Here is a 17,825-nt window from a genome sequence, read left to right on the forward strand (position 1 = left end):
GGTCCTGCCGCGCGGGGGCACAGCGATCGGGTACTGCCACGTGGGGCACAGTGATCGCATGACCGCACCTGATCCTGAGTTTCTGCCCGGACTCGAGTTGTCTCGGATCTTCTATACGGAGGCCGTACGGCCGATTCTCGATCGGGAACACCCGGGGCTCGCGTACGCGGCCGCCCGGGTCGGTACCGGGTCCGAGGTGCTGGGTTTCGACAGCCCGAGGTCGGCCGATCACGAGTGGGGGCCACGGCTCGACCTCTTCCTCCCGACGGACGCCGTCGCCGCTCACGGAGCCGGATTGCGCCGGCTCCTGAGCGAGCAGTTGCCCAAGCAGGTACGGGGCTGGCCGACGCACTTCCGGCCGGGCACCCCGGAAGACCCGGTGGGTGTCATGGAGTTGACCGACGGGCCGGTGGACCACCGGGTCTCCGTGAGCGATGTCGACGACTGGCTCGGCTCGCAACTCGGCGTGGGCGTAGGCACCGGGGCCTTGGGGCCGACAACCGCCGACTGGCTCGCCCTGCCCCAGCAGAAGCTCGCCGAGGTGACCGGCGGTGCCGTCTTCCACGATGGGCCCGGTGCACTCACGGCCGCGCGGCGGAAGCTCGCGTGGTATCCGGACGAGTTGTGGCGGTATCTGCTGGCCTGCCAGTGGCAACGGGTGTCCCAGGAGGAGGCGTTCGTCGGGCGCTGCGCGGAGGTCGGTGACGAACTCGGCTCGGCCGTGGTGGCCGGCCGGCTCGTGCGGGACCTGATGCGGCTGTGCCTGCTGCTGGGGCGGCGGTATGCGCCGTACGGGAAATGGCTGGGCAGCGCCTTCCAGCAACTGCCGGTCGCCAAGGCGCTGTTGCCCTCACTGCAGGGAGCGGTAACGGCGCCGGACTATCCGTCCCGGGAACGGCATCTGTGCGACGCGTACGAGACCGTGGCGGCACTGCAGAACCGTACGGGCCTCGCGGAGCCGGTGGATCCGACGCGGCGGGCGTACCACAGCCGGCCGTTCCAGGTGCTGCACGCGGAGCGGTTCGCCCAGGCGCTCGTACGGACGATCACCGATCCCGAGCTGCGGGCCCTGCCCCTGACCGGAAGCGTGGACCAGTGGGCGGACAGCACCGACTTCCTTGTCCGGCACCGGGAAATTGAGGTGCGGCGCCGCTGACCCCCGCAGTACGGTCCGCCGGTGGACAACGCCGACACCGCGCATGACGTGAACGACGTACACAACGACCACGACGAGGACGGCTACTTCGGGGAACCCGTGGCCGCGGAGTACGACGACCCCTCCTCCGACATGTTCGCCCCGGCCACCGTCGAGTCGACGGCCGATTTCCTGGCCGGACTGGCCGAGTCGACCGGGCCGGCCGGTGAAGGGCGGGCCCTCGAACTCGGGATCGGGACGGGACGTATCGCTGTGCCCTTGGCGCGGCGCGGGGTCGAGGTGCACGGGATCGACATGTCCCGGGCGATGGTGGCGCGGATGCGGGCCAAGCCGGGCGGGGACGCGATCGGGGTGACGTACGGGGACTTCTCGGCGACGCGGGCCGGGACGACCGACGGGGAGTTCTCCGTCGCGTACCTCGTCTACAACACGATCATGAACCTGACCTCGCAGGAGGCGCAGGTGGCGTGCTTCCGCAATGTCGCGGCGCAGTTGGCGCCCGGCGGGACCTTCGTCATCGAGGTCGGGGTGCCCAAGCTGCGGAATCTGCCGCCCGGGCAGAACGTCGTGCCGTTCCACACGAGCCCGACGCGCTGGGCCTTCGACGTGTACGACGTCGCCACCCAGAACACCAGCTCGAACTACGTGGAGGTGGTGGACGGTCGTGGGTCCTACCGGTCCATTCCGTTCCGGTACGTCTGGCCGTCCGAGCTGGATCTGATGGCCCAGCTTGCCGGGATGCGGCTGCGTGAGCGGTGGGAGGGGTGGACGCGGGAGCCGTTCACGAGCGAGAGCACGAAGCACGTGTCGGTGTGGGAGAAGCCGGCCGCCACCGGCTGAGGTCCCGGGCGTAGGTCACGTCGGTGTTCACCTCCGTCGGCGATCGCACGGAGTCCACGGCGGCGCGGCGAGGAGTCGGCGAGTACGCCCGCAGGGATCCCCAACTCGTCCGGCCGACCCCTCAGTTGCGCCTCCCGCTCCCGTGTGACCGCCAGCCACAGCGAGGTCGTACCGCTGCGTGTGCGGGCTCGGCCCCGGCCCCGGTCTCGGCCGGGAATCGGCTCATGCCTCCAGGGCGAGGGCCGAGTTCATGGACGAGCAGGCCAGCCGCAGGAGTTCGGGGAGTTCGCCCGGGGTGCAGTCGGGGAGCCATTCGTCCAGGGTGCAGCGCCAGGTGGCCACGAAGAACTCGATGAGGAGCCGTAGTTCGAGGGGGTTCTGGCCGTCGAAACGGCGGGCGATCTCGGACTGGACCTCGGCGCAGTGGCGCAGCGCGTACCCGTCGAGTGCCGGTGAGTCGGCGACCAGCCGGAGCGTGAGCGGGAAGCGGCGGTACCAGTCCTCGTCCATGCGCTCCAGGGTGGTCAGCATGGCGCGGAACAGGATGTCGACCAGCGGCCCGGATTTCTCCGTACCGCCGTCGTCCAGGACCTCCAGGTAGACGGCCCAGAGCTGCTTGGCGGCGGTGAACGCCACGTCCTCCTTCGAGCGGAAGTTGCGGAAGAAGGTCCGCCGGGACACCTCCACCTGATCGAGCAGCGCGTCCAGCGGAGTGCTGTCGAATCCACGTTCGGCGAAGAGCGTGACGGCGGTGTCGGCCAGCGCCTGGCGCGTGCGCAGCTTCTTGCGTTCCCGCAGGGTGACGGGCTCTTCGGGGGCGCCAGGAGCGGTCGAGGTGGTCATCACCAGCCACCTTACCAAGTGCGCCGAGATCGAGCGTATGCTCCAATAGAGCAAACGCCACACTGTGGCATTTTGCTTGACGCCCCGCCTTCCAGAAGGGTTTTCTCGTGCGCGCACTCGCCGTCGACCACACCTCCCCCGGGCATCTGTCGCTGACGGACGTCCCCGACCCGCGGCCCGCCGCCCATGAGGCGCTCGTGCGCGTCGAGGCGGTCTCCCTGAACTTCGGCGAGGTCTTCCACGGGGCGGCCGATCCGGCGACGCCGGACGGCACCGTGCTCGGCTGGGACGCGGCCGGAGTGGTCGTCCGCGCAGCCGCCGACGGCTCGGGCCCGGCCGAGGGCGAGCGGGTCGTCACCCTCGGCGAGGCCGGCTGGGCGGAGCTGCGGGCCACCCCCGCCACCCTGCTCGGCACCGCCCCGAAGGACACCGACCCCGGTGCGCTGAGCACCATCCCCGTGGCCGGGCTCAGCGCCCTGCACGTGCTGCGCCGGATGGGCTCGCTGCTCGGTCGCCGTGTGCTGGTCACCGGTGCTTCCGGCGGTGTCGGCCGGTACGCCGTCCAGCTGGCCGCCCGTGCGGGCGCGCACGTCGTCGCCGTCAGCCGCGATCCCGCCCAGGCGGACGGACTACGGGCCCTGGGCGCCCACGAGGTCCACGCCGAGCCGGCCGCCGTGAAGCAGCCCGTGTCGGCCGTGCTCGACAACGTCGGCGGACAGCAACTCGTGGACGCCTTCGCCTTGTTGGCGGCCGACGGCACCCTCTTCAGCGTGGGCCGCTCCGCCGGGACCGACTCGGTGCTGACGGCCGACGCCCTGGTGGGGACGGAGGGTCGGCACGACCGGTCGATCCGCACGTTCTTCCTCTTCAGCGACCCGGCCACCGACTACTCCGCGGATCTGACCTGGCTGGCCGGAGAGATCGCCGCGGGCCGTCTCGATCCGGGCATCAGCTGGCGCGGCCCCTGGACCCGCCATTCGGAGGCGGTAGGGGCCCTGCTCGACGGCCGCCTCCGCGGCAAGGCCGTCCTCGATCTCCAGCAACCCTGACCGTCACCGTCACCGTCACCGTCACCGTCCCGGCGGCGGCACTGTGCGAAACCACTGTCCCGTGACACGTCAATCATCGGGTCCACCGCCGCAGCAGCGACGAGGTGGACATCTTCACCGGCTCCTGCGACTGACCACAGTTCGCAGGCATTCACCCGCTATTCGCACGTGTTCGTACGTATTCATGGGTGGGCGAGCGGTGCCCGGCTTGGGGGCTGGGCGCCGCTCGTTCACCGTCATCGGCTCGTCGAGCGCCCGTCGCTACCCCAAGGGCCCGCACTGTCGACAGTTGAGTGCAAATTCAATGACCTAACCCTTGAATCGTCCCTAGTGTCGACACCAGGAAGAAGGTGGTACGTAAGCCAACCCCAGCAAGGAGGTCCAAGTGACCGACAGACTCTCCGGCAAGGTCGCTCTCGTCACCGGTGCGGGCGCCGGGATCGGCCAGGGGTGCGCGCTGCTCTTCGCCGCGCAGGGCGCGACCGTCGTCGGCTGCGACATCGACCCGGCGGCGGCCGAGCGGACCCAGAAGCTCGCCGCCGAGCGGGGGTTGGGCGTCGAGGTGGTCGCGCCGCTCGACACGACCGTCCCCGACGACGCCCGGCGGTTCGCGGACGAGGCGTACGAGCGGCACGGGCGGGTGGATGCGCTGGTCACCGCCGGTGCGATCGCCCCGCGCATGGCGTCCGACGAGTCGGCCTGGGTCACCGGCGGCAACTTCCCTGTGGACGGCGGGGTATTGGCGAAGTGAGACGGGCGCCGGACCTCAACCGCGGTTCAGAAAGCCGTTGTTCGGAAAGCCGCCGTTCAAGAGGCCACCGTTCAGGAGGTTCAGGAAGCCGCCGCCCGGCGCCGGCGCGTCGGCTTCCGTCCGCGCCCGACGGCGTCCTGCTCCAACTGCTCCTCCACCGCCCGCAGCGCACGGACCGTCGCCCCGGCGATCAGCGCCGACGCCAACTCTCCGTCGCGCTCCTCGCAGGCCTGGAGCAGGCGTTCCTGGTCGTCGACGCTGTAGGCGAGACGCCCCGCACGGGTCAGGCTGAGGTGGCGCAGCATCAGGGTGCGCAGGGCGAGGGAGTCGAGGATCTGCTTCAGGGTGCTGTTGCCGACGATCTCGGTCATCCGCTCCTGGAGCTGCACATGGCTCCAGAAGTACGCGTCCACGTCACCGTCGTCGGCCAGTTTCCGCATCCGCCCGACCCGGAGCCGCAGCTCGGCCAGCTCCTCGTCGGTGGCGCGCTCGACGAGCAACCCGGCCAGCATCGAAAGGAGTTGGCGGCGCACCTGGTAGATGTCGCGGATGTCCTGGAGGGAGGGCGCGGCGACCCGGGGCCGGCGGCGGGCCTTCATCTCGACCAGGCCCTCCTGTTCGAGCACCATCAGCGCCTCGCGTACCGGCGTACGGCTGGTGTCGAACCGGCGTGACAGATCAACGCTGTTGAGGTCCTGGCCCGGTTCCAGCCGGCCCTCGATGATGCCCGACCCCACCCATTCGGCGATCTGCGCGACCAACGGCTCACGTCTGTCCCGCAGGCGCAGCAGGCGCGCGAGCACCACGGCGTGCGTGTCCTCATCCTCTTCGGCAGCCATCCGGCAATTCTCCCTGACTCAGAGCGACACACAGCAAACACGCGGTGTCGACACTATCCCACTCGCCAGCCGACATATACCCGATCTCCCGGCCTTCTGTCGACAGACAACAGTCAACCACCGGCGGCGACGGTCAGCCCGTGATCCTCCTCCACCCCGGCTCGGGCAGCGGCGAGAGCTGGCCCTACCAGCAACCGGTGTTCTCCGCCGCGGGCTTCCGGGTCATCGGCTACTCGCGGCGCGGCGCGTACGGCTCCGTGGCCGGAAGCCGCGCCGAGGCCGACACCGCCTCCGGGGACCTGAACACCCTCGCGGACCATCTCGGCCTGGAACTGGTGATCCGCTTGAGGACACACCGGCTGTACGGGACGGCACTGGACATCGACGCGTAGGACCACCCTGTCCAGGGCCTGCGTGTGCCGATCGGTCAGGACTTCGTCCGCGCAGTCGACTTGTGCCGTCGGAGGAACGCGTCGACGAGCCCGTCGGTGAATTCATGGCTGATCGGCTCGTCGGTCACCAGGACGCGGTAGTAGAGAGGGCCTACGAGCTGGTCCGTCTCGGCCGCCATGTCGAGGTCCGCAGGCAGCTGACCCCTGTCCACGGCCCGCTCCAACGGCAGGCGGTCGCGGCGGCGTTGCCCGTCGAGGTATCGGGACCGGAAGTCCTGAGCGAACACCGGATCGTGCTGCGCCTGGGCGATCAGCGCTTTGAAGACGGCGCCGGAGTCGGACTCGCTGAGGAACCACGCCAGTCGCCGCAGGTAGTCGCGCAGGTCGAGGGCGATGTCGCCGGAATCGGGAGCCGTGAGGTCCTCGGTCGCGTCCTGGAGGAAGGCGTCCATCAGGACGTCGGTCTTGCTCTTCCACCAGCGGTAGATGGTCTGCTTGGCCACACCGGCCCGCGCGGCGATGCCCTCCATCGTGACGCCGGCGAAACCCTTCTCGACGAGCAGACCGTCGGCCACCTGCAGTACCGCCAGCCTGGCCTGTTCGCTGCGTCCGTGCCGGTTGCCGTGGTGGCGCCGCGCCGATCCGCCGGTGCCGCTCGCCTCGGCGGCGTTTGTCGTAGGTGCCATTTCGCCTCCTGCCGGTCAGAGTATCGGCCCTAGAATTAACGCAACGTTGCGTCTACTCTAGCGCCCATGACACACACCAACACGCTTGCCGACCCCCGCATCGAGGCAGCCCTCAGTCGGATGTTCGAGCGCGCCGAGCAGGACGAAGTCACTGACGCGCGCGTCAGCGCACAGCTGCCCGGCGGGTTCACGCCGCTGACACCCCAGGAGCGGGCCGACGCCGTGGCGGAGGTCTACATGCCGATCTCGGCCAGGGGCGGTGAACTGCTCTACAACCTGGTCCGGGCCGTCCGCCCGGCCACGGTCGTCGAGTTCGGCATGTCCTTCGGGATCTCCACGCTGTACCTGGCCGCGGCCGTACGGGACAACGGCGCCGGACGTGTCATCACCACGGAACTCAGCAAGGACAAGATCGCCGCAACCCGCCGGACCTTCGCCGAGACCGGTCTGGACGACCTGATCACCGTGCTGGAGGGAGACGCCCGCGACACCCTCTGCGACCTCGACGCCCCCGCGGACTTCGTCCTGCTGGACGGCTGGAAAGACCTGTGCCTGCCCGTCCTGCGGCTTCTCGAGCCGCGTCTGCGGCCCGGCACACTCGTCGTCGCCGACGACGTCGACCTGGGCAGTCTGCGGCCGTACCTCGACTACGTACGCGACCCGGCGAACGGATATCAGAGCGTGACGTTCCCCGTCGAGGACGGCATGGAGATCAGCTGCCGCCTCTGAGCGCAGGCGCGGCGATGTAGCCGACGTGCCTACGTGCCTACGTGCCTACGTGCCTACGTGACTACGTGACTGACGTGCCTACGTGACTGACGTGCCTACGTGGCCGGAGCCTCGTGCGAGCAGCCGATCTGTCACGACATCACACAGCTCCTAGGCCTCCAGCTCCAAGGGCTTCCTGGGCGTCGGCACGTGAGGGGACTCAGCGGACTCCTCGGTCTCCGCGACAAGGCCGACCGGGGCCTTCCCCCGCCCCACCTGCGTCCGTACGGCCCCCATGCTCGCCACGATGACGAGGGAGATGGCGAGGGCCTCGGGGGCGGAGAGGGTCTGGTGCAGGATCAGGAAACCGGCGAGCGCGGCCACGGCGGGCTCCAGGCTCATCAGGACCGCGAAGGTGGAGGCGGGCAGGCGCCGTAGGGCAAGGAGTTCGAGGGTGTACGGCAGTACGGACGACAGCACGCCCACCGCCGCACCCAGCGCCACAGTGGTCGGGTCGAGCAGCTTCCCGCCCGACTCGACGACACCCAGGGGCAGAAACGCCACCGCGGCGACGACCATGGCGAGCGCAAGCCCGTCGGCCTGCGGGAACCGTCGTCCCGTACGGGAACTGAGGATGATGTACGCCGCCCACATGGCACCGGCGCCGAGGGCGTAGGCGACCCCTACGGGATCCAGGGTGTCGAAGCCGCCGCCGCCGAGCAGGAACACTCCGGCGAGGGCGAGCCCGGCCCAGGCGAGATTGAGCGCACGCCGGGAGGCGACGACGGACAGCACGAGCGGCCCGAGCACCTCCAGCGTGACGGCGGGCCCGAGCGGGATCCGCCCGATGGCCTGGTAGAACAGCCCGTTCATGGCGGCCATGGTGAGCCCGAACAGCAGGACCACTCCCCAGTCGCCGCGCGAGTACCCGCGCACCTTGGGCCGGCAGACCAGCATCATGATCAGGGCGGCGGCCACCAGCCGCAGTGTCACGATGCCAAAGGCCCCCGCCCGGGGCAGCAGGGTCACGGCGAGCGCCCCACCGAACTGCACGGATATCCCCCCGGACAGTACGAGCCCGACGGCCCCGAGGGTCCCCCACCCCTTGCGCGCCCCTCGATGCCGCCCCCGAGAGCCCCCGGGGGCGGGCTCGACGACAGCGGGCAGGTTGGTGGCGGGCACGACCGGTCCGGCCACGGCAACCCACGCGGGCAGACGCTCAGCACTGGGCATCTTTACAGGGCCTTCCCAGAATTTACGCGCGATCTCCGTACAACGCGATGCACTTTCCCGTCCAGAGTAATGGACCAGGAAGAGCATACGAACCTATGTACAACCGACGCGCCCCGGCCTGCACTCCGGCGCCTCCGAGCCCGGCCGACCAGACCCGCGAGCAGCGAGCAGCGCGTCAGTCGCCGGGCCCAGCCACCACACCACTCGACCCAGGCCAGTCCAACACGCTCAGCTCGGGCCACTCCTCCCGCCACCGTGCCGCCTTCGCCTGTTCCGGCCGGCTCACCGATCCGCTGCTGTCGAGCCCGACCAGTGCATCGGCCGTAGCTGCCGCGGAAGCGCGGTCAGAGGCAACTGGAACACTCAGTCGGAATCACGCTTCAGTCACTTCGACGCGCAGCGCCGTTTCTCTCCCGTCCCGCGGCCCGAACGCCTCCAGCGCCTCCGCGTCCGTCGCCCGGGCGTGCAGGTAGTGGTCGGCCCAGTCGGCGATCTCCGGGTACGCGCACTCCGCGACGAGGCGGGTGATCGCGGCCGGGATGTCGTACCGCGTCACGCGCAGGTCGGTGCCGGGGCCGAGCAGGCACCAGTGGGCGCCCGCGCGGCCGTACGGCATACCGACGCTGCCGGGGTTCACGACGAGGCGGCCGTGGGCCAGGCGGACGTACGGCATGTGGGTGTGGCCGCAGACCACCGTGCGGACCGTCTCGGGGACGTCCGCGAAGACCTCCGTCCAGCGGTCGAGGCGGGAGTCGACCAGGACGACCTCCTCGTCGTCGCGGGGAGTGGCATGGCAGAAGAGGACGTCGCCGAGTCCTCGGACGGGGAGCGTGAGGGACGTGGGCAGGGCTGCGAGGAACTCGACCTGTTCGTCCGTGAGCCGGTCGGCGGCGAACGGGGCGATCGGGTCCGGGATCGACATCCGCTTCCCTCGTCGGTACTCGACCAGCTCCCGGTCGGCGTTCCCGGCGATCCACAACACCCGGTCACCCTGCGCTTGGAGAAGGGCGAGAACCTCGGCGGGTTGGGGACCCGCAGTGATGTCCCCCGTGAGCACGATGCGCTCCGCGGCGGTCACCTCCGGCTCGGCGAGCACCGCTTCCAGGGCGGGGAGCACCCCGTGGATGTCGGAGAGGACGGCCACCCGCTTCAGCTCGGTGCTGCTCATGCTTCGTCCCCCTCCAGTCCCTCGGCCAGCACCTCCGCCAGATGCCGTCCCCGTACTCCCGCCAGCTGCTGAAGCTGCGTCCGGCACGAGAAGCCGTCCGCCAGGATCACCGTGTCGGGTGTCGCCTCCCGCACCGCCGGCAGCAGTTGTTCCTCCGCGCAGGCCACCGACACCTCGAAGTGGCCTTTCTCGAAACCGAAGTTACCCGCCAGACCGCAGCAGCCACCGCTCAGTTCGCCCGAGAGCAGAGCGGCTTGACGGAGACGACGGTCTGCTGCATCGCCCAGGACCGCATGCTGATGGCAGTGCGTCTGGCCCGTTGCCGGGCGGTCCACGCGAGGCGGGGTCCAGTCGGGGGCGTGGTGTTCCAGGGTTTCCGCGAAGGTGTGGACCGCGTCCGCGAGGCGTCGTGCTCGGGGGTCGTCGGGCAGTAGTTCCGGCAGGTCCGTGCGGAGGGCCGCCGCGCAGCTCGGTTCCAGGACCGTCACCGGGGTTCCCGTGTCCAGGATCGGTTCCATGACATCCAGCGTGCGGCGCAATACCTTGCGGGCCCGGTCCAGTTGGCCCGTCGAGACGTACGTCAGGCCGCAGCAGACCCGGGCCCCTCCAGTCGGCGGCAGGCTCACCCCCAAGCCCGCCGCCCCCAGCACCCGTACCGCCGCCCGCCCCACCGACGGCGTCAGGTGTTCCGTGAACGTGTCGGGCCAGAGCATGACCGTCGGCCCGCTCCCCCCAGTCTCACGCCCGGCCTTCCGCCTCCTCCACCACCTGCTGAACGTCTCCCCCGCCATCCCCGGGATCTCCCGCTCGGGCGCGATTCCGCCCAGCCTCTTCGCCAGTGCCGCCAACACCCCCACCCCAGCAAGGGAGTTGATCAGCCGCGCCGTGCGCGTACGTGCGACCGCTCCCAGCCACACCGGCAGCCAGCCCATCGCGTAGTGCGCCGCCGGGCGCAGTCGGCCGGACCAGTGGTGGTGGAGGAACTCCGCCTTGTACGTGGCCATGTCGACCTCGACCGGGCAGTCCGAGCGGCAGCCCTTGCAGGAGAGGCACAGGTCCAGTGCGTCGCGGACCTCCTCCGACCGCCAGTCGTCCGTGATCACCTCGCCCGCGAGCATCTCGTGCAGCAACCGTGCCCGCCCGCGCGTGGAGTGCGCCTCCTCGCCCGTCGCCCGGAAGGACGGGCACATCACGTCCGAGCCGCCTGAACCAAGTGCCGGTGTGCGGCACTTGGCCACGCCCACGCACCTGCTCACCGCCGCCGAGAAGTTCCCGCCGTCCGCCGGGTAGCCGAAGGCCACGTCCACCGGCTTGCGGGGGAGGACCGCGAAGCGGAGGTTCTCGTCCAGGCGGGCCGGGCGGACCAGCATGCCGGGGTTCAGGAGGTCGTCCGGGTCCCAGAGGGCCTTCGTGCGCTCGAAGAGGGCGATCACCTCGGGGGCGTACATCTTCGGGAGGAGTTCCGCGCGGGCCTGGCCGTCGCCGTGTTCGCCCGAGAGGGAGCCTCCGTGTGCCACCACCAGGTCCGCCAGCTCCTCCGAGAAGTGGCGGAAGCGCGCCACCCCGCCGGGCGTCAGCAGGTCGAAGTCGATGCGTACGTGGATGCAGCCGTCCCCGAAGTGGCCGTACGGCGTGCCTCGGAGGCCGTGGGCCCGGAGGAGGCTCCTGAAGTCCCGTAGGTACGCGCCCAGTCGGGGCGGTGGTACCGCGCAGTCCTCCCAGCCGGGCCAGGCCTCCGTGCCGTCCGGCATACGTGTCGCCGTGCCGCTCGCGTCCTCGCGGATGCGCCACAGGGCGCGTTGGCCGGCCGGGTCGGACATGACGAGGGCGTCCACGACGTCCGCCGCGCGCACGATCGCCTCCGCACGCGCGCGTGCCTCCGCCGGGTCCGCGCCGCCCGTCTCCACGAACAGCCAGGCGCCGCCCCGGGGGAGGTCCGTGGCGGTGCGGACCAGGTCGGCGGCCATGCCCTCGACCGTCAGCGGGCCGTACGGCAGCAGGCCCGCCGCCGCTTCCGCCGCCGCGCTCTCGTCGGCGTACGCCAGCACGGCCAGCGCACGCGCGCGCGGGGCCTCCACCAGGCGTACGACCGCCTCCGTGACGATGCCCAGGGTGCCCTCCGAGCCGCAGAACGAGCGGGCGACGTCCGCGCCCTTCTCGGGGAGCAGCGCGTCCAGCGCGTACCCGGAGATACGGCGCGGGAGGTCCGGGAAGCCCGTGCGCAGGCGGGCCAACTCGCCCTCCGCCAGCTGCCGCAGGCCCTCCGGGGCACCCGCCCAGTCCCGGCCCAGGCGGAGCCGGTCGCCCCGCGCGCGGATCACCGTCAGCTCGCGCACGCTGTCCGCGGTCGTGCCCCAGGCGACCGAGTGCGCGCCGCAGGAGTTGTTGCCGATCATGCCGCCGAGCGTGCAGCGGCCGTGGGTCGACGGGTCGGGGCCGAAACGCAGCCCGTGCGGGGCGGCGGCCTCCTGGAGGCGGTCGAGGACCAGGCCCGGCTGAACCACCGCCGTGTGTTCCTCGTGGTTGAGGGAGAGGAGTTGGTTCATGTGCCGGGTGAAGTCCAGAACCACCCCTGTGCCTGTCGCCTGGCCCGCGATCGACGTACCCCCGCCGCGCGCCACGACCGGCACGCCGTGCGCCCGGCAGACGGCCAGCGCCGCCGCCACGTCGTCCGCGTCGCGCGGGGCGACCACGCCCAGCGGGACGCGCCGGTAGTTCGACGCGTCCATGGTGGCCAGCGCCCGGGACGTGGTGTCGAAACCGACCTCGCCCCGGACGGCCCCGCGCAGTTCCGCCTCCAGCGGCCGAAGATCCGTCATGACCCCAGCATGCATCCCACCACTGACAGTGACCGTCCGGACGGCCAGGGAAACGTGCACAGTTTGTGGGAACCGAACCGGAACACCGCAAATTCGATCACTAACTCCCCTATAGTGACGGCGAGTTGAACACCATCAGTCACTTCTCGCTCACAAATCGATCGCACTGATCGCACAGGCGCCCCACAGAACCCCCAGGAACAGACCCAGGAACCGCCCCAGGAACAGACCGGGGACACACCCCAGGACCCGACCGAGGACCGCTTGATGACCGCGCCCCGACAGTCCGGCGAACGCCCCGCCTACCGCGCCCTCCTGCCCGCCCCGCTGCTCACCGCCGCACTCGCCGCGCTCGCGGTGGCCGGCGCGGTCGCCCGGGCGCCGGACGAGGTGCGCGTCCCGCTCGCCCTGGGCGGGGCCTGCGCCGCGCTGCTGCTGTGCGCGGCCGTCGCCGTGGCCGCCCGCGGCATCCACTCCACCCGGCTGCTGCGCGAACAGCTCGCGGGCGTCATCGACGACGCCGGCCGCCTGCTGCACGACCGCTCCCGCCTCACCGAGGAGCTGAACCAGGTACGGGCCGGCCTCACCGCCGACCTGGAACGGGAACGCGCGCGCGTGTCCGCCGATCTCGCCCGCGAACGCGCCCGCCTCACCGAGGCCTCCGCCCAGGAGCTCACCCGCCTCCAGCAGGAGAAGGCGTACGAGATCACCCTGCTCACCGAGGACAACGCCCGGCTGACCGAGGAGCTGCGCCGGGCCGGCCAGGAGCGCGCGGCGATCCTCGCGGCCACCGCCAACGCGGCCGGCCGTATGCAGGCGCTGGCCACGGGCACCCTCGCCGACCTGCGCGCCATGGAGGACCGGCACTCGGACGACGACGTCGTCGCCGACCTCCTCCACCTCGACCACCGCACCGCCCAGGCGGGCCGGCTCGCCGACTCGATCGCCGTCCTCTCGGGCGCCCGCTCCGGCCGCCGCTGGGCCCGCCCGATCGTCATGGAGTCGATCCTGCGCGGCGCCATGGGCCGCATCAGCGGGTACCAGCGCGTGCGCGTGCACTCCGCCAGCACCGCCGCCGTCGCCGGACACGCCGCCGAGGGTGTCATGCACGCGCTCGCCGAACTCCTCGACAACGCCGCGAACTTCTCACCGCCGACCGCCGAGGTCCACGTGTACGTGGAGGAGGTCCCCTCCGGGGTCATCGTGTCCGTCGAGGACAGCGGCCTGGTCATGAGCGAGGTACAACTGCGCCGCGCCGAACGGGCCGTCTCCGGCGACGACGGGGAGTCCGGGGACCATGGCGAACCCGGGACACGCGGGGACGGCGGGCAGCGCGGTAAGGGCAACGGGCGGAAGGGCAGGAACGCCGACGCCATCGGCCTCGGCGGCCTCACCGGGACCCGCCTCGGTCTCTCCGTCGTCGGCCGGCTGGCCCGCAAGTACGGCCTCAAGGTCTCCTTCCGCCCCTCGGCACGCGGCGGCACCGGCGTCCTGGTGCTCATCCCGCAGGACATCCTGGCCGGGGGCGCGGTGACCGCGGAGCCGTTGCCGATGCCGACACCGCCCACGCGCGCGGCACAGCCGGTACCGGAGACTCCCGCGGCCCCGGTGCCCACGCCCGGTGAACCCTGGGAGGCACGTTCCAAGGAGCAGGAGGAGGAGCAGCAGCAGGAACAGCGTCCGCGCGTGTCGTACGCCGAAGAGGCCCACCCGGAATGGCCGTACCCGGAGACGTCGTACGCGGAGGGGTCGTACCCGGAGACGTCGTACGCGGAGGGCTCCTACGCGGAGACGTCCTACGCGGAGGGGTCGTACACGGAGGCGGCGTACGCGGACAGCCCCTCCACGCCGGAGCCGTACGCGGAGCAGCCGCGCGAGGACCAGTCGTACGGGACGGACCCGTCGTACGGGACCGACGCCTCGTACGGGACCGACGCCTCGTACGGAGGAGACCAGCCGTTCGGAGACGAGGCGTACGCGGACCAGTCCCGCGCGGACCAGTCGTACGCCGCTGCCCGCGCCGCCGTCAGTGACCTGGACCCGGACCCCGTACCCACCCACGAGTCCCCCGGCCATCACGCACCGGAGCACCCGGAGAGCATCACCTCGGAGGAACCCCCCGCCGTGCTGCCGAAGCGGCGCCGGGGCCGTACCCTCGCCGAGGCCGAGCGCGCCCGGGGAGCGGCACGGGCCGACGAGTCAAGGTGGTCCGTCCCGCTCGCGCCCGACCCCGATCCCGAGGACACGCGCGCGCGGGTGGCACGTTTCGGGAGTTTCCGGCAGGCCGTGCGCGGCGCCCTGCCGGACCAGGCGGCCCTCCAGGGCAGCACGAACCCGGAGCCGGCCCCCGAACCCACGTCGACATCGTCCTCGACCTCGACATCGACCTCCGCCACCACTTTCACGAACACACCCGCACCCCCGACGGAAGCCGCACCCTCACGTCCCATCTCCCCCAGCTCCCACCCGGAAGGCGACCTCACCTGATGACCGGCACCGGCACTGGCCTCGGCCCCGGCCCGACGACCGCCGACGAGAAGCTGTCCTGGCTCATCGAGGGCCTGCTGGAGCGCACCCCGGGTGCCCGGCACGCGCTCGTGCTGTCCCGGGACGGCCTGAAGCTGTGCCGTACGCCGGAGCTGTCCGTCGACCAGGCGGACCAGCTCGCCGCGATCGCCGCCGGGATCCAGTCGCTGTCGCACGGCGCGTCCGTGGAGTTCGGGGACGGCAGCGGAGGGGTGCGTACCGCGATGACGGAGTTCTACGGAGGGGTGCTGTTCATCGTCGAGGCGGGCCAGGGCGCGCACCTCGCCGTGGTCACCGCCGAGGACGCGGACGCCGGGCTCGTCGGCCACAACATGAGCGAACTCGTCGAGCAGCTCGGGGACCACCTGCGCGCCCAGCCCCGAACAGACCAGCTTCGAACGAACCAGCCCGGAACGGACCAGCTCCGGACAGCTCAGCCCCGTACGGCATGAACCGAACAGCGGGACAGGGCAACCGCCCGGGGAGGGACGATTCTCCGGACCGCCTCTACACCCTCACCGGAGGGCGCAGCCGCTCCGCGTCCGACAGTCCGTTCGACCTGGTGACGCTGGTCGTCGCCGAGTGCGATCCGGCGCCGGGGATGCAGTCGGAGCACGCGGCGATCCTGCGGCTCACCGAGCGTCCCATGGCGGTGGTCGAGGTCGCCGCGATGCTGCGGCTGCCGGTGGGCATCACCCGGGTCCTGCTCTCCGACCTGCTCGCCGCAGGCCGCGTCAGCGCCCGCCATCCGCTCCGGACCGCCGTCACCGACCCCGACATCCTTGAGCAGGTGCTCGTTGGACTCCGAAACCTCTGACCCCGCAGCCTCTGGCTCCGCAAGCTCTGGCTCCGCGGCCCCTGACTCCACGACCGCTGACTCCACACCCCCACCCCCTGCCCTCGACGCACGTCCGCCCCTTCGCGCCTCCGCCGACAACGGGCTGAAGATCGTGGTCGTCGGCGGCTTCGGGGCCGGCAAGACGACGCTCGTCCGTTCGGTCAGCGAGATACGTCCGCTCAGTACCGAGGAGACGATGACGCGGGCCGGCGAGGCCCTCGACGACGTCAGCGCGGTGCGCGACAAGAACGCGACGACCGTCGCCTTCGACTTCGGGCGCATCACGCTCGACGCGCACAACGTGCTGTACCTGTTCGGCGCACCGGGCCAGGAACGCTTCTGGTTCCTCTGGGACCGGCTGTTCGCGGGCGCGCTCGGCGCGGTCGTCCTGGTCGACACGCGCCGCCTCGACGACTCCTGGTACGCCATCGACCGCCTCGAACAGCACGGCACCCCGTTCGTCGTGGCCCGCAACGACTTCGGCGGCCCCGACTTCGCCCCGGGGGCCATCCGCGAGGCACTCGACCTCGATCCCGACGTACCGCTGGTGAACTGCGATGCCCGCGCCCGGAGTTCGAGCAAGGGGGTCCTGATCGCCCTGGTGGAACACGCGAAACACCGCTCCCGGAGCTCACGCCCGGGCCCGCGTTCGTACGATGGTCAAGTGCCCGTACGACCAGAGGAGTTGCCCCTGTGAGCGCCCATGTCCCGCTCGACGGCCCCCGGTTCAGGAACGAACCCGGCCGGCTGTACCGGGAGATGCGGAGCGAGCACGGCCCGGTGACACCCGTGCTGCTCGACGGGGACGTACCGGCGTGGTTGGTGCTCGGCTATCGCGAGCTGCACCAAGTCACCGGCGATCCCGTGCTGTTCAGCCGGGACTCGGAGCTGTGGAACCAGTGGGAGAGGATCCCCGCGGACTGGCCGCACCTGCCGATGATCGGCCGCGGCCAGCCGTCGATCCTCTACACGGTCGGTGAACGCCACCGTGAGCGGGCCGCGATGATCGGGAGCGCGCTGGAAGGAGCTGACCCGGTCGAACTGCGGGCGTACACCGAGCAGTTCGCGGACGAGCTGATCGACTCGATCTGTGCCCGGGGCGAGGCGGACCTCGTCAGGGAGTACGCGATGCGGTTGCCCGTACGGGTCATGGCGCGGCTGTTCGGCTTCACCGACGAGGAGGCGCCGGGGCTGGTCGGCGCGGCGAACGACATGGTCGACGGGCAGGAGGCCGGGCCGGCGGGTCAGCGTCATCTGGTCATGGCGATGGGCCAGTTGCTGACGTCCCGCAGAATCCGCCCAGCCGACGACGTGGTCTCACGTCTCCTCTCCAACCCGTACGGCTTCACGGACGAGGAGATCGCCCACGATCTGATGATCATGGTCGCGGCGGGGAACGAGCCGACCGCGGGCTGGATGGGCAACTCGTTGCGGCTGATGCTCACGGACGAGCGGTTCGCGGCGTCTCTGTTCGGGGGGCGGAGCAGTGTCGCCGAGGCGATGAACGAGGTGCTGTGGGAGGACGCGCCCGTGCAGACCATGCCGGGGCGGTGGGCGTCCCGTGACACCCGCCTCGGCGGGCGGCACATCCGTACGGGCGATCTGCTTCTCCTCGGCCTCCAGGGCGCCAACTCCGACCCTCAGGTCCGTACGGACGGCTCGGCCCTCACCGGGGGCAACAACGCGCACTTCTCCTTCGGGCACGGGGAACACCGGTGCCCGTTCCCGGCGCAGGAGGTCGCGGAGGTCATCGCCCGCACCGGCATCGAGGTCGTCCTGGACCGCCTCCCGGACATCGACCTGGCGGTCCCGGCGGAGACGCTGACGCGGCGCCCGTCCCCGTGGCTACGGGGCCTCACGGAGCTGCCGGTGCGGTTCACTCCTACGCCGGCGATGGGAGTCGTACCGACGTAAGCCCCTTCTCTCGCCCCCGCCGCCCCTACCCGTCCCATCCCTGGGGGCTGCGCCCCCAGACCC

Annotated in this window: 17 protein-coding genes; 11 read left to right on the forward strand and 6 right to left on the reverse strand. The window is 71.2% G+C overall.

Annotated elements, in window-relative coordinates:
• The first annotated feature begins 58 nt into the window (after positions 1-58).
• Complete coding sequence (locus ACWCRB_RS07965; protein ID WP_450995205.1) at positions 59-1,156, forward strand: DUF4037 domain-containing protein; 1,098 nt, start codon at positions 59-61, stop codon at positions 1,154-1,156.
• Positions 1,157-1,177: 21 nt separating this feature from the next.
• The gene (locus ACWCRB_RS07970; RefSeq protein WP_450995206.1) at positions 1,178-1,996 is read left to right on the forward strand and encodes a class I SAM-dependent DNA methyltransferase; all 819 of its coding nucleotides are present in this window, start codon (positions 1,178-1,180) and stop codon (positions 1,994-1,996) included.
• 222 nt (positions 1,997-2,218) lie between these two features.
• Here the strand turns inward: ACWCRB_RS07970 and ACWCRB_RS07975 are convergent, their stop codons facing one another.
• Complete coding sequence (locus ACWCRB_RS07975) at positions 2,219-2,839, reverse strand: TetR/AcrR family transcriptional regulator (RefSeq protein WP_450995207.1); 621 nt, start codon at positions 2,837-2,839, stop codon at positions 2,219-2,221.
• A gap of 107 nt (positions 2,840-2,946) precedes the next feature.
• Here ACWCRB_RS07975 and ACWCRB_RS07980 point away from each other — a divergent pair, with 107 nt between their 5' ends.
• Positions 2,947-3,888, forward strand: coding sequence for a zinc-binding dehydrogenase (locus ACWCRB_RS07980; protein WP_450995208.1), 942 nt, complete (start codon positions 2,947-2,949; stop codon positions 3,886-3,888).
• Positions 3,889-4,273: 385 nt separating this feature from the next.
• Positions 4,274-4,639 carry an SDR family NAD(P)-dependent oxidoreductase gene (locus ACWCRB_RS07985; RefSeq protein WP_450995209.1) on the forward strand — a complete coding sequence of 122 codons (366 nt, stop codon included), beginning with the start codon at positions 4,274-4,276 and terminating at the stop codon, positions 4,637-4,639.
• Positions 4,640-4,719: 80 nt separating this feature from the next.
• Here the strand turns inward: ACWCRB_RS07985 and ACWCRB_RS07990 are convergent, their stop codons facing one another.
• Positions 4,720-5,478, reverse strand: coding sequence for a GntR family transcriptional regulator (locus ACWCRB_RS07990; protein WP_450995210.1), 759 nt, complete (start codon positions 5,476-5,478; stop codon positions 4,720-4,722).
• Positions 5,479-5,618: 140 nt separating this feature from the next.
• Between ACWCRB_RS07990 and ACWCRB_RS07995 the strand changes: the two genes are divergently transcribed.
• Positions 5,619-5,870, forward strand: a complete 252-nt coding sequence (locus ACWCRB_RS07995; RefSeq protein ID WP_450995211.1) for a hypothetical protein — start codon at positions 5,619-5,621, stop codon at positions 5,868-5,870.
• A 35-nt stretch (positions 5,871-5,905) separates the two neighbouring features.
• On the opposite strand, the gene ACWCRB_RS08000 is transcribed toward ACWCRB_RS07995, so the two are convergent.
• Complete coding sequence (locus tag ACWCRB_RS08000) at positions 5,906-6,556, reverse strand: TetR/AcrR family transcriptional regulator (protein ID WP_450995212.1); 651 nt, start codon at positions 6,554-6,556, stop codon at positions 5,906-5,908.
• Between the two features lie 66 nt (positions 6,557-6,622).
• Between ACWCRB_RS08000 and ACWCRB_RS08005 the strand changes: the two genes are divergently transcribed.
• Complete coding sequence (locus ACWCRB_RS08005; RefSeq protein WP_450995213.1) at positions 6,623-7,285, forward strand: O-methyltransferase; 663 nt, start codon at positions 6,623-6,625, stop codon at positions 7,283-7,285.
• Positions 7,286-7,435: 150 nt separating this feature from the next.
• Here the strand turns inward: ACWCRB_RS08005 and ACWCRB_RS08010 are convergent, their stop codons facing one another.
• The 3 genes from ACWCRB_RS08010 to ACWCRB_RS08020 all read right to left on the reverse strand — a co-directional run bounded on the left by ACWCRB_RS08010 (position 7,436) and on the right by ACWCRB_RS08020 (position 12,484).
• Entirely contained in the window at positions 7,436-8,497 is a 1,062-nt protein-coding gene (locus ACWCRB_RS08010; protein ID WP_450995214.1) for an EamA family transporter, read from the reverse strand.
• Between the two features lie 373 nt (positions 8,498-8,870).
• Positions 8,871-9,665 (reverse strand): metallophosphoesterase family protein, encoded by a 795-nt coding sequence (locus ACWCRB_RS08015; RefSeq protein ID WP_450995215.1) that lies wholly within the window; start codon positions 9,663-9,665, stop codon positions 8,871-8,873.
• A complete protein-coding gene (locus ACWCRB_RS08020; RefSeq protein WP_450995216.1) occupies positions 9,662-12,484 on the reverse strand; it encodes an FAD-binding and (Fe-S)-binding domain-containing protein in 2,823 nt (940 codons plus the stop codon). Before ACWCRB_RS08020 ends, ACWCRB_RS08015 begins: the two co-directional genes overlap by 4 nt.
• Before the next feature lie 267 nt (positions 12,485-12,751).
• Between ACWCRB_RS08020 and ACWCRB_RS08025 the strand changes: the two genes are divergently transcribed.
• From ACWCRB_RS08025 to ACWCRB_RS08045, 5 genes are all read left to right on the forward strand, one after another.
• Positions 12,752-14,971, forward strand: a complete 2,220-nt coding sequence (locus ACWCRB_RS08025; protein ID WP_450995217.1) for an ATP-binding protein — start codon at positions 12,752-12,754, stop codon at positions 14,969-14,971.
• Complete coding sequence (locus ACWCRB_RS08030) at positions 14,971-15,462, forward strand: roadblock/LC7 domain-containing protein (protein ID WP_450995218.1); 492 nt, start codon at positions 14,971-14,973, stop codon at positions 15,460-15,462. The genes ACWCRB_RS08025 and ACWCRB_RS08030 overlap by 1 nt, the downstream gene beginning before the upstream one ends.
• Positions 15,459-15,827 carry a DUF742 domain-containing protein gene (locus ACWCRB_RS08035; RefSeq protein ID WP_450995219.1) on the forward strand — a complete coding sequence of 123 codons (369 nt, stop codon included), beginning with the start codon at positions 15,459-15,461 and terminating at the stop codon, positions 15,825-15,827. Before ACWCRB_RS08030 ends, ACWCRB_RS08035 begins: the two co-directional genes overlap by 4 nt.
• Before the next feature lie 124 nt (positions 15,828-15,951).
• Positions 15,952-16,545: a GTP-binding protein gene (locus ACWCRB_RS08040; RefSeq protein ID WP_450995225.1), complete on the forward strand. Its 594-nt coding sequence runs from the start codon at positions 15,952-15,954 to the stop codon at positions 16,543-16,545.
• Complete coding sequence (locus ACWCRB_RS08045; protein ID WP_450995220.1) at positions 16,542-17,762, forward strand: cytochrome P450; 1,221 nt, start codon at positions 16,542-16,544, stop codon at positions 17,760-17,762. The genes ACWCRB_RS08040 and ACWCRB_RS08045 overlap by 4 nt, the downstream gene beginning before the upstream one ends.
• Positions 17,763-17,825: the final 63 nt, after the last annotated feature.

It is taken from the genome of Streptomyces sp. NPDC002156 (assembly GCF_053593675.1).

What these genes read in the sequence shown, in the direction of transcription:
- ACWCRB_RS08030 (WP_450995218.1), top strand. Translation starts at nt 14,971, where the DNA reads ATGACCGGCACCGGCACTGGCCTCGGCCCCGGCCCGACGACCGCCGAC.
- ACWCRB_RS08035 (WP_450995219.1), top strand. Translation starts at nt 15,459, where the DNA reads ATGAACCGAACAGCGGGACAGGGCAACCGCCCGGGGAGGGACGATTCT.
- ACWCRB_RS07965 (WP_450995205.1), top strand. Translation starts at nt 59, where the DNA reads ATGACCGCACCTGATCCTGAGTTTCTGCCCGGACTCGAGTTGTCTCGG.
- ACWCRB_RS08015 (WP_450995215.1), bottom strand. Translation starts at nt 9,665, where the DNA reads ATGAGCAGCACCGAGCTGAAGCGGGTGGCCGTCCTCTCCGACATCCAC.
- ACWCRB_RS08025 (WP_450995217.1), top strand. Translation starts at nt 12,752, where the DNA reads ATGACCGCGCCCCGACAGTCCGGCGAACGCCCCGCCTACCGCGCCCTC.
- ACWCRB_RS08000 (WP_450995212.1), bottom strand. Translation starts at nt 6,556, where the DNA reads ATGGCACCTACGACAAACGCCGCCGAGGCGAGCGGCACCGGCGGATCG.
- ACWCRB_RS07975 (WP_450995207.1), bottom strand. Translation starts at nt 2,839, where the DNA reads ATGACCACCTCGACCGCTCCTGGCGCCCCCGAAGAGCCCGTCACCCTG.
- ACWCRB_RS08020 (WP_450995216.1), bottom strand. Translation starts at nt 12,484, where the DNA reads ATGACGGATCTTCGGCCGCTGGAGGCGGAACTGCGCGGGGCCGTCCGG.
- ACWCRB_RS08005 (WP_450995213.1), top strand. Translation starts at nt 6,623, where the DNA reads ATGACACACACCAACACGCTTGCCGACCCCCGCATCGAGGCAGCCCTC.
- ACWCRB_RS08010 (WP_450995214.1), bottom strand. Translation starts at nt 8,497, where the DNA reads ATGCCCAGTGCTGAGCGTCTGCCCGCGTGGGTTGCCGTGGCCGGACCG.
- ACWCRB_RS07990 (WP_450995210.1), bottom strand. Translation starts at nt 5,478, where the DNA reads ATGGCTGCCGAAGAGGATGAGGACACGCACGCCGTGGTGCTCGCGCGC.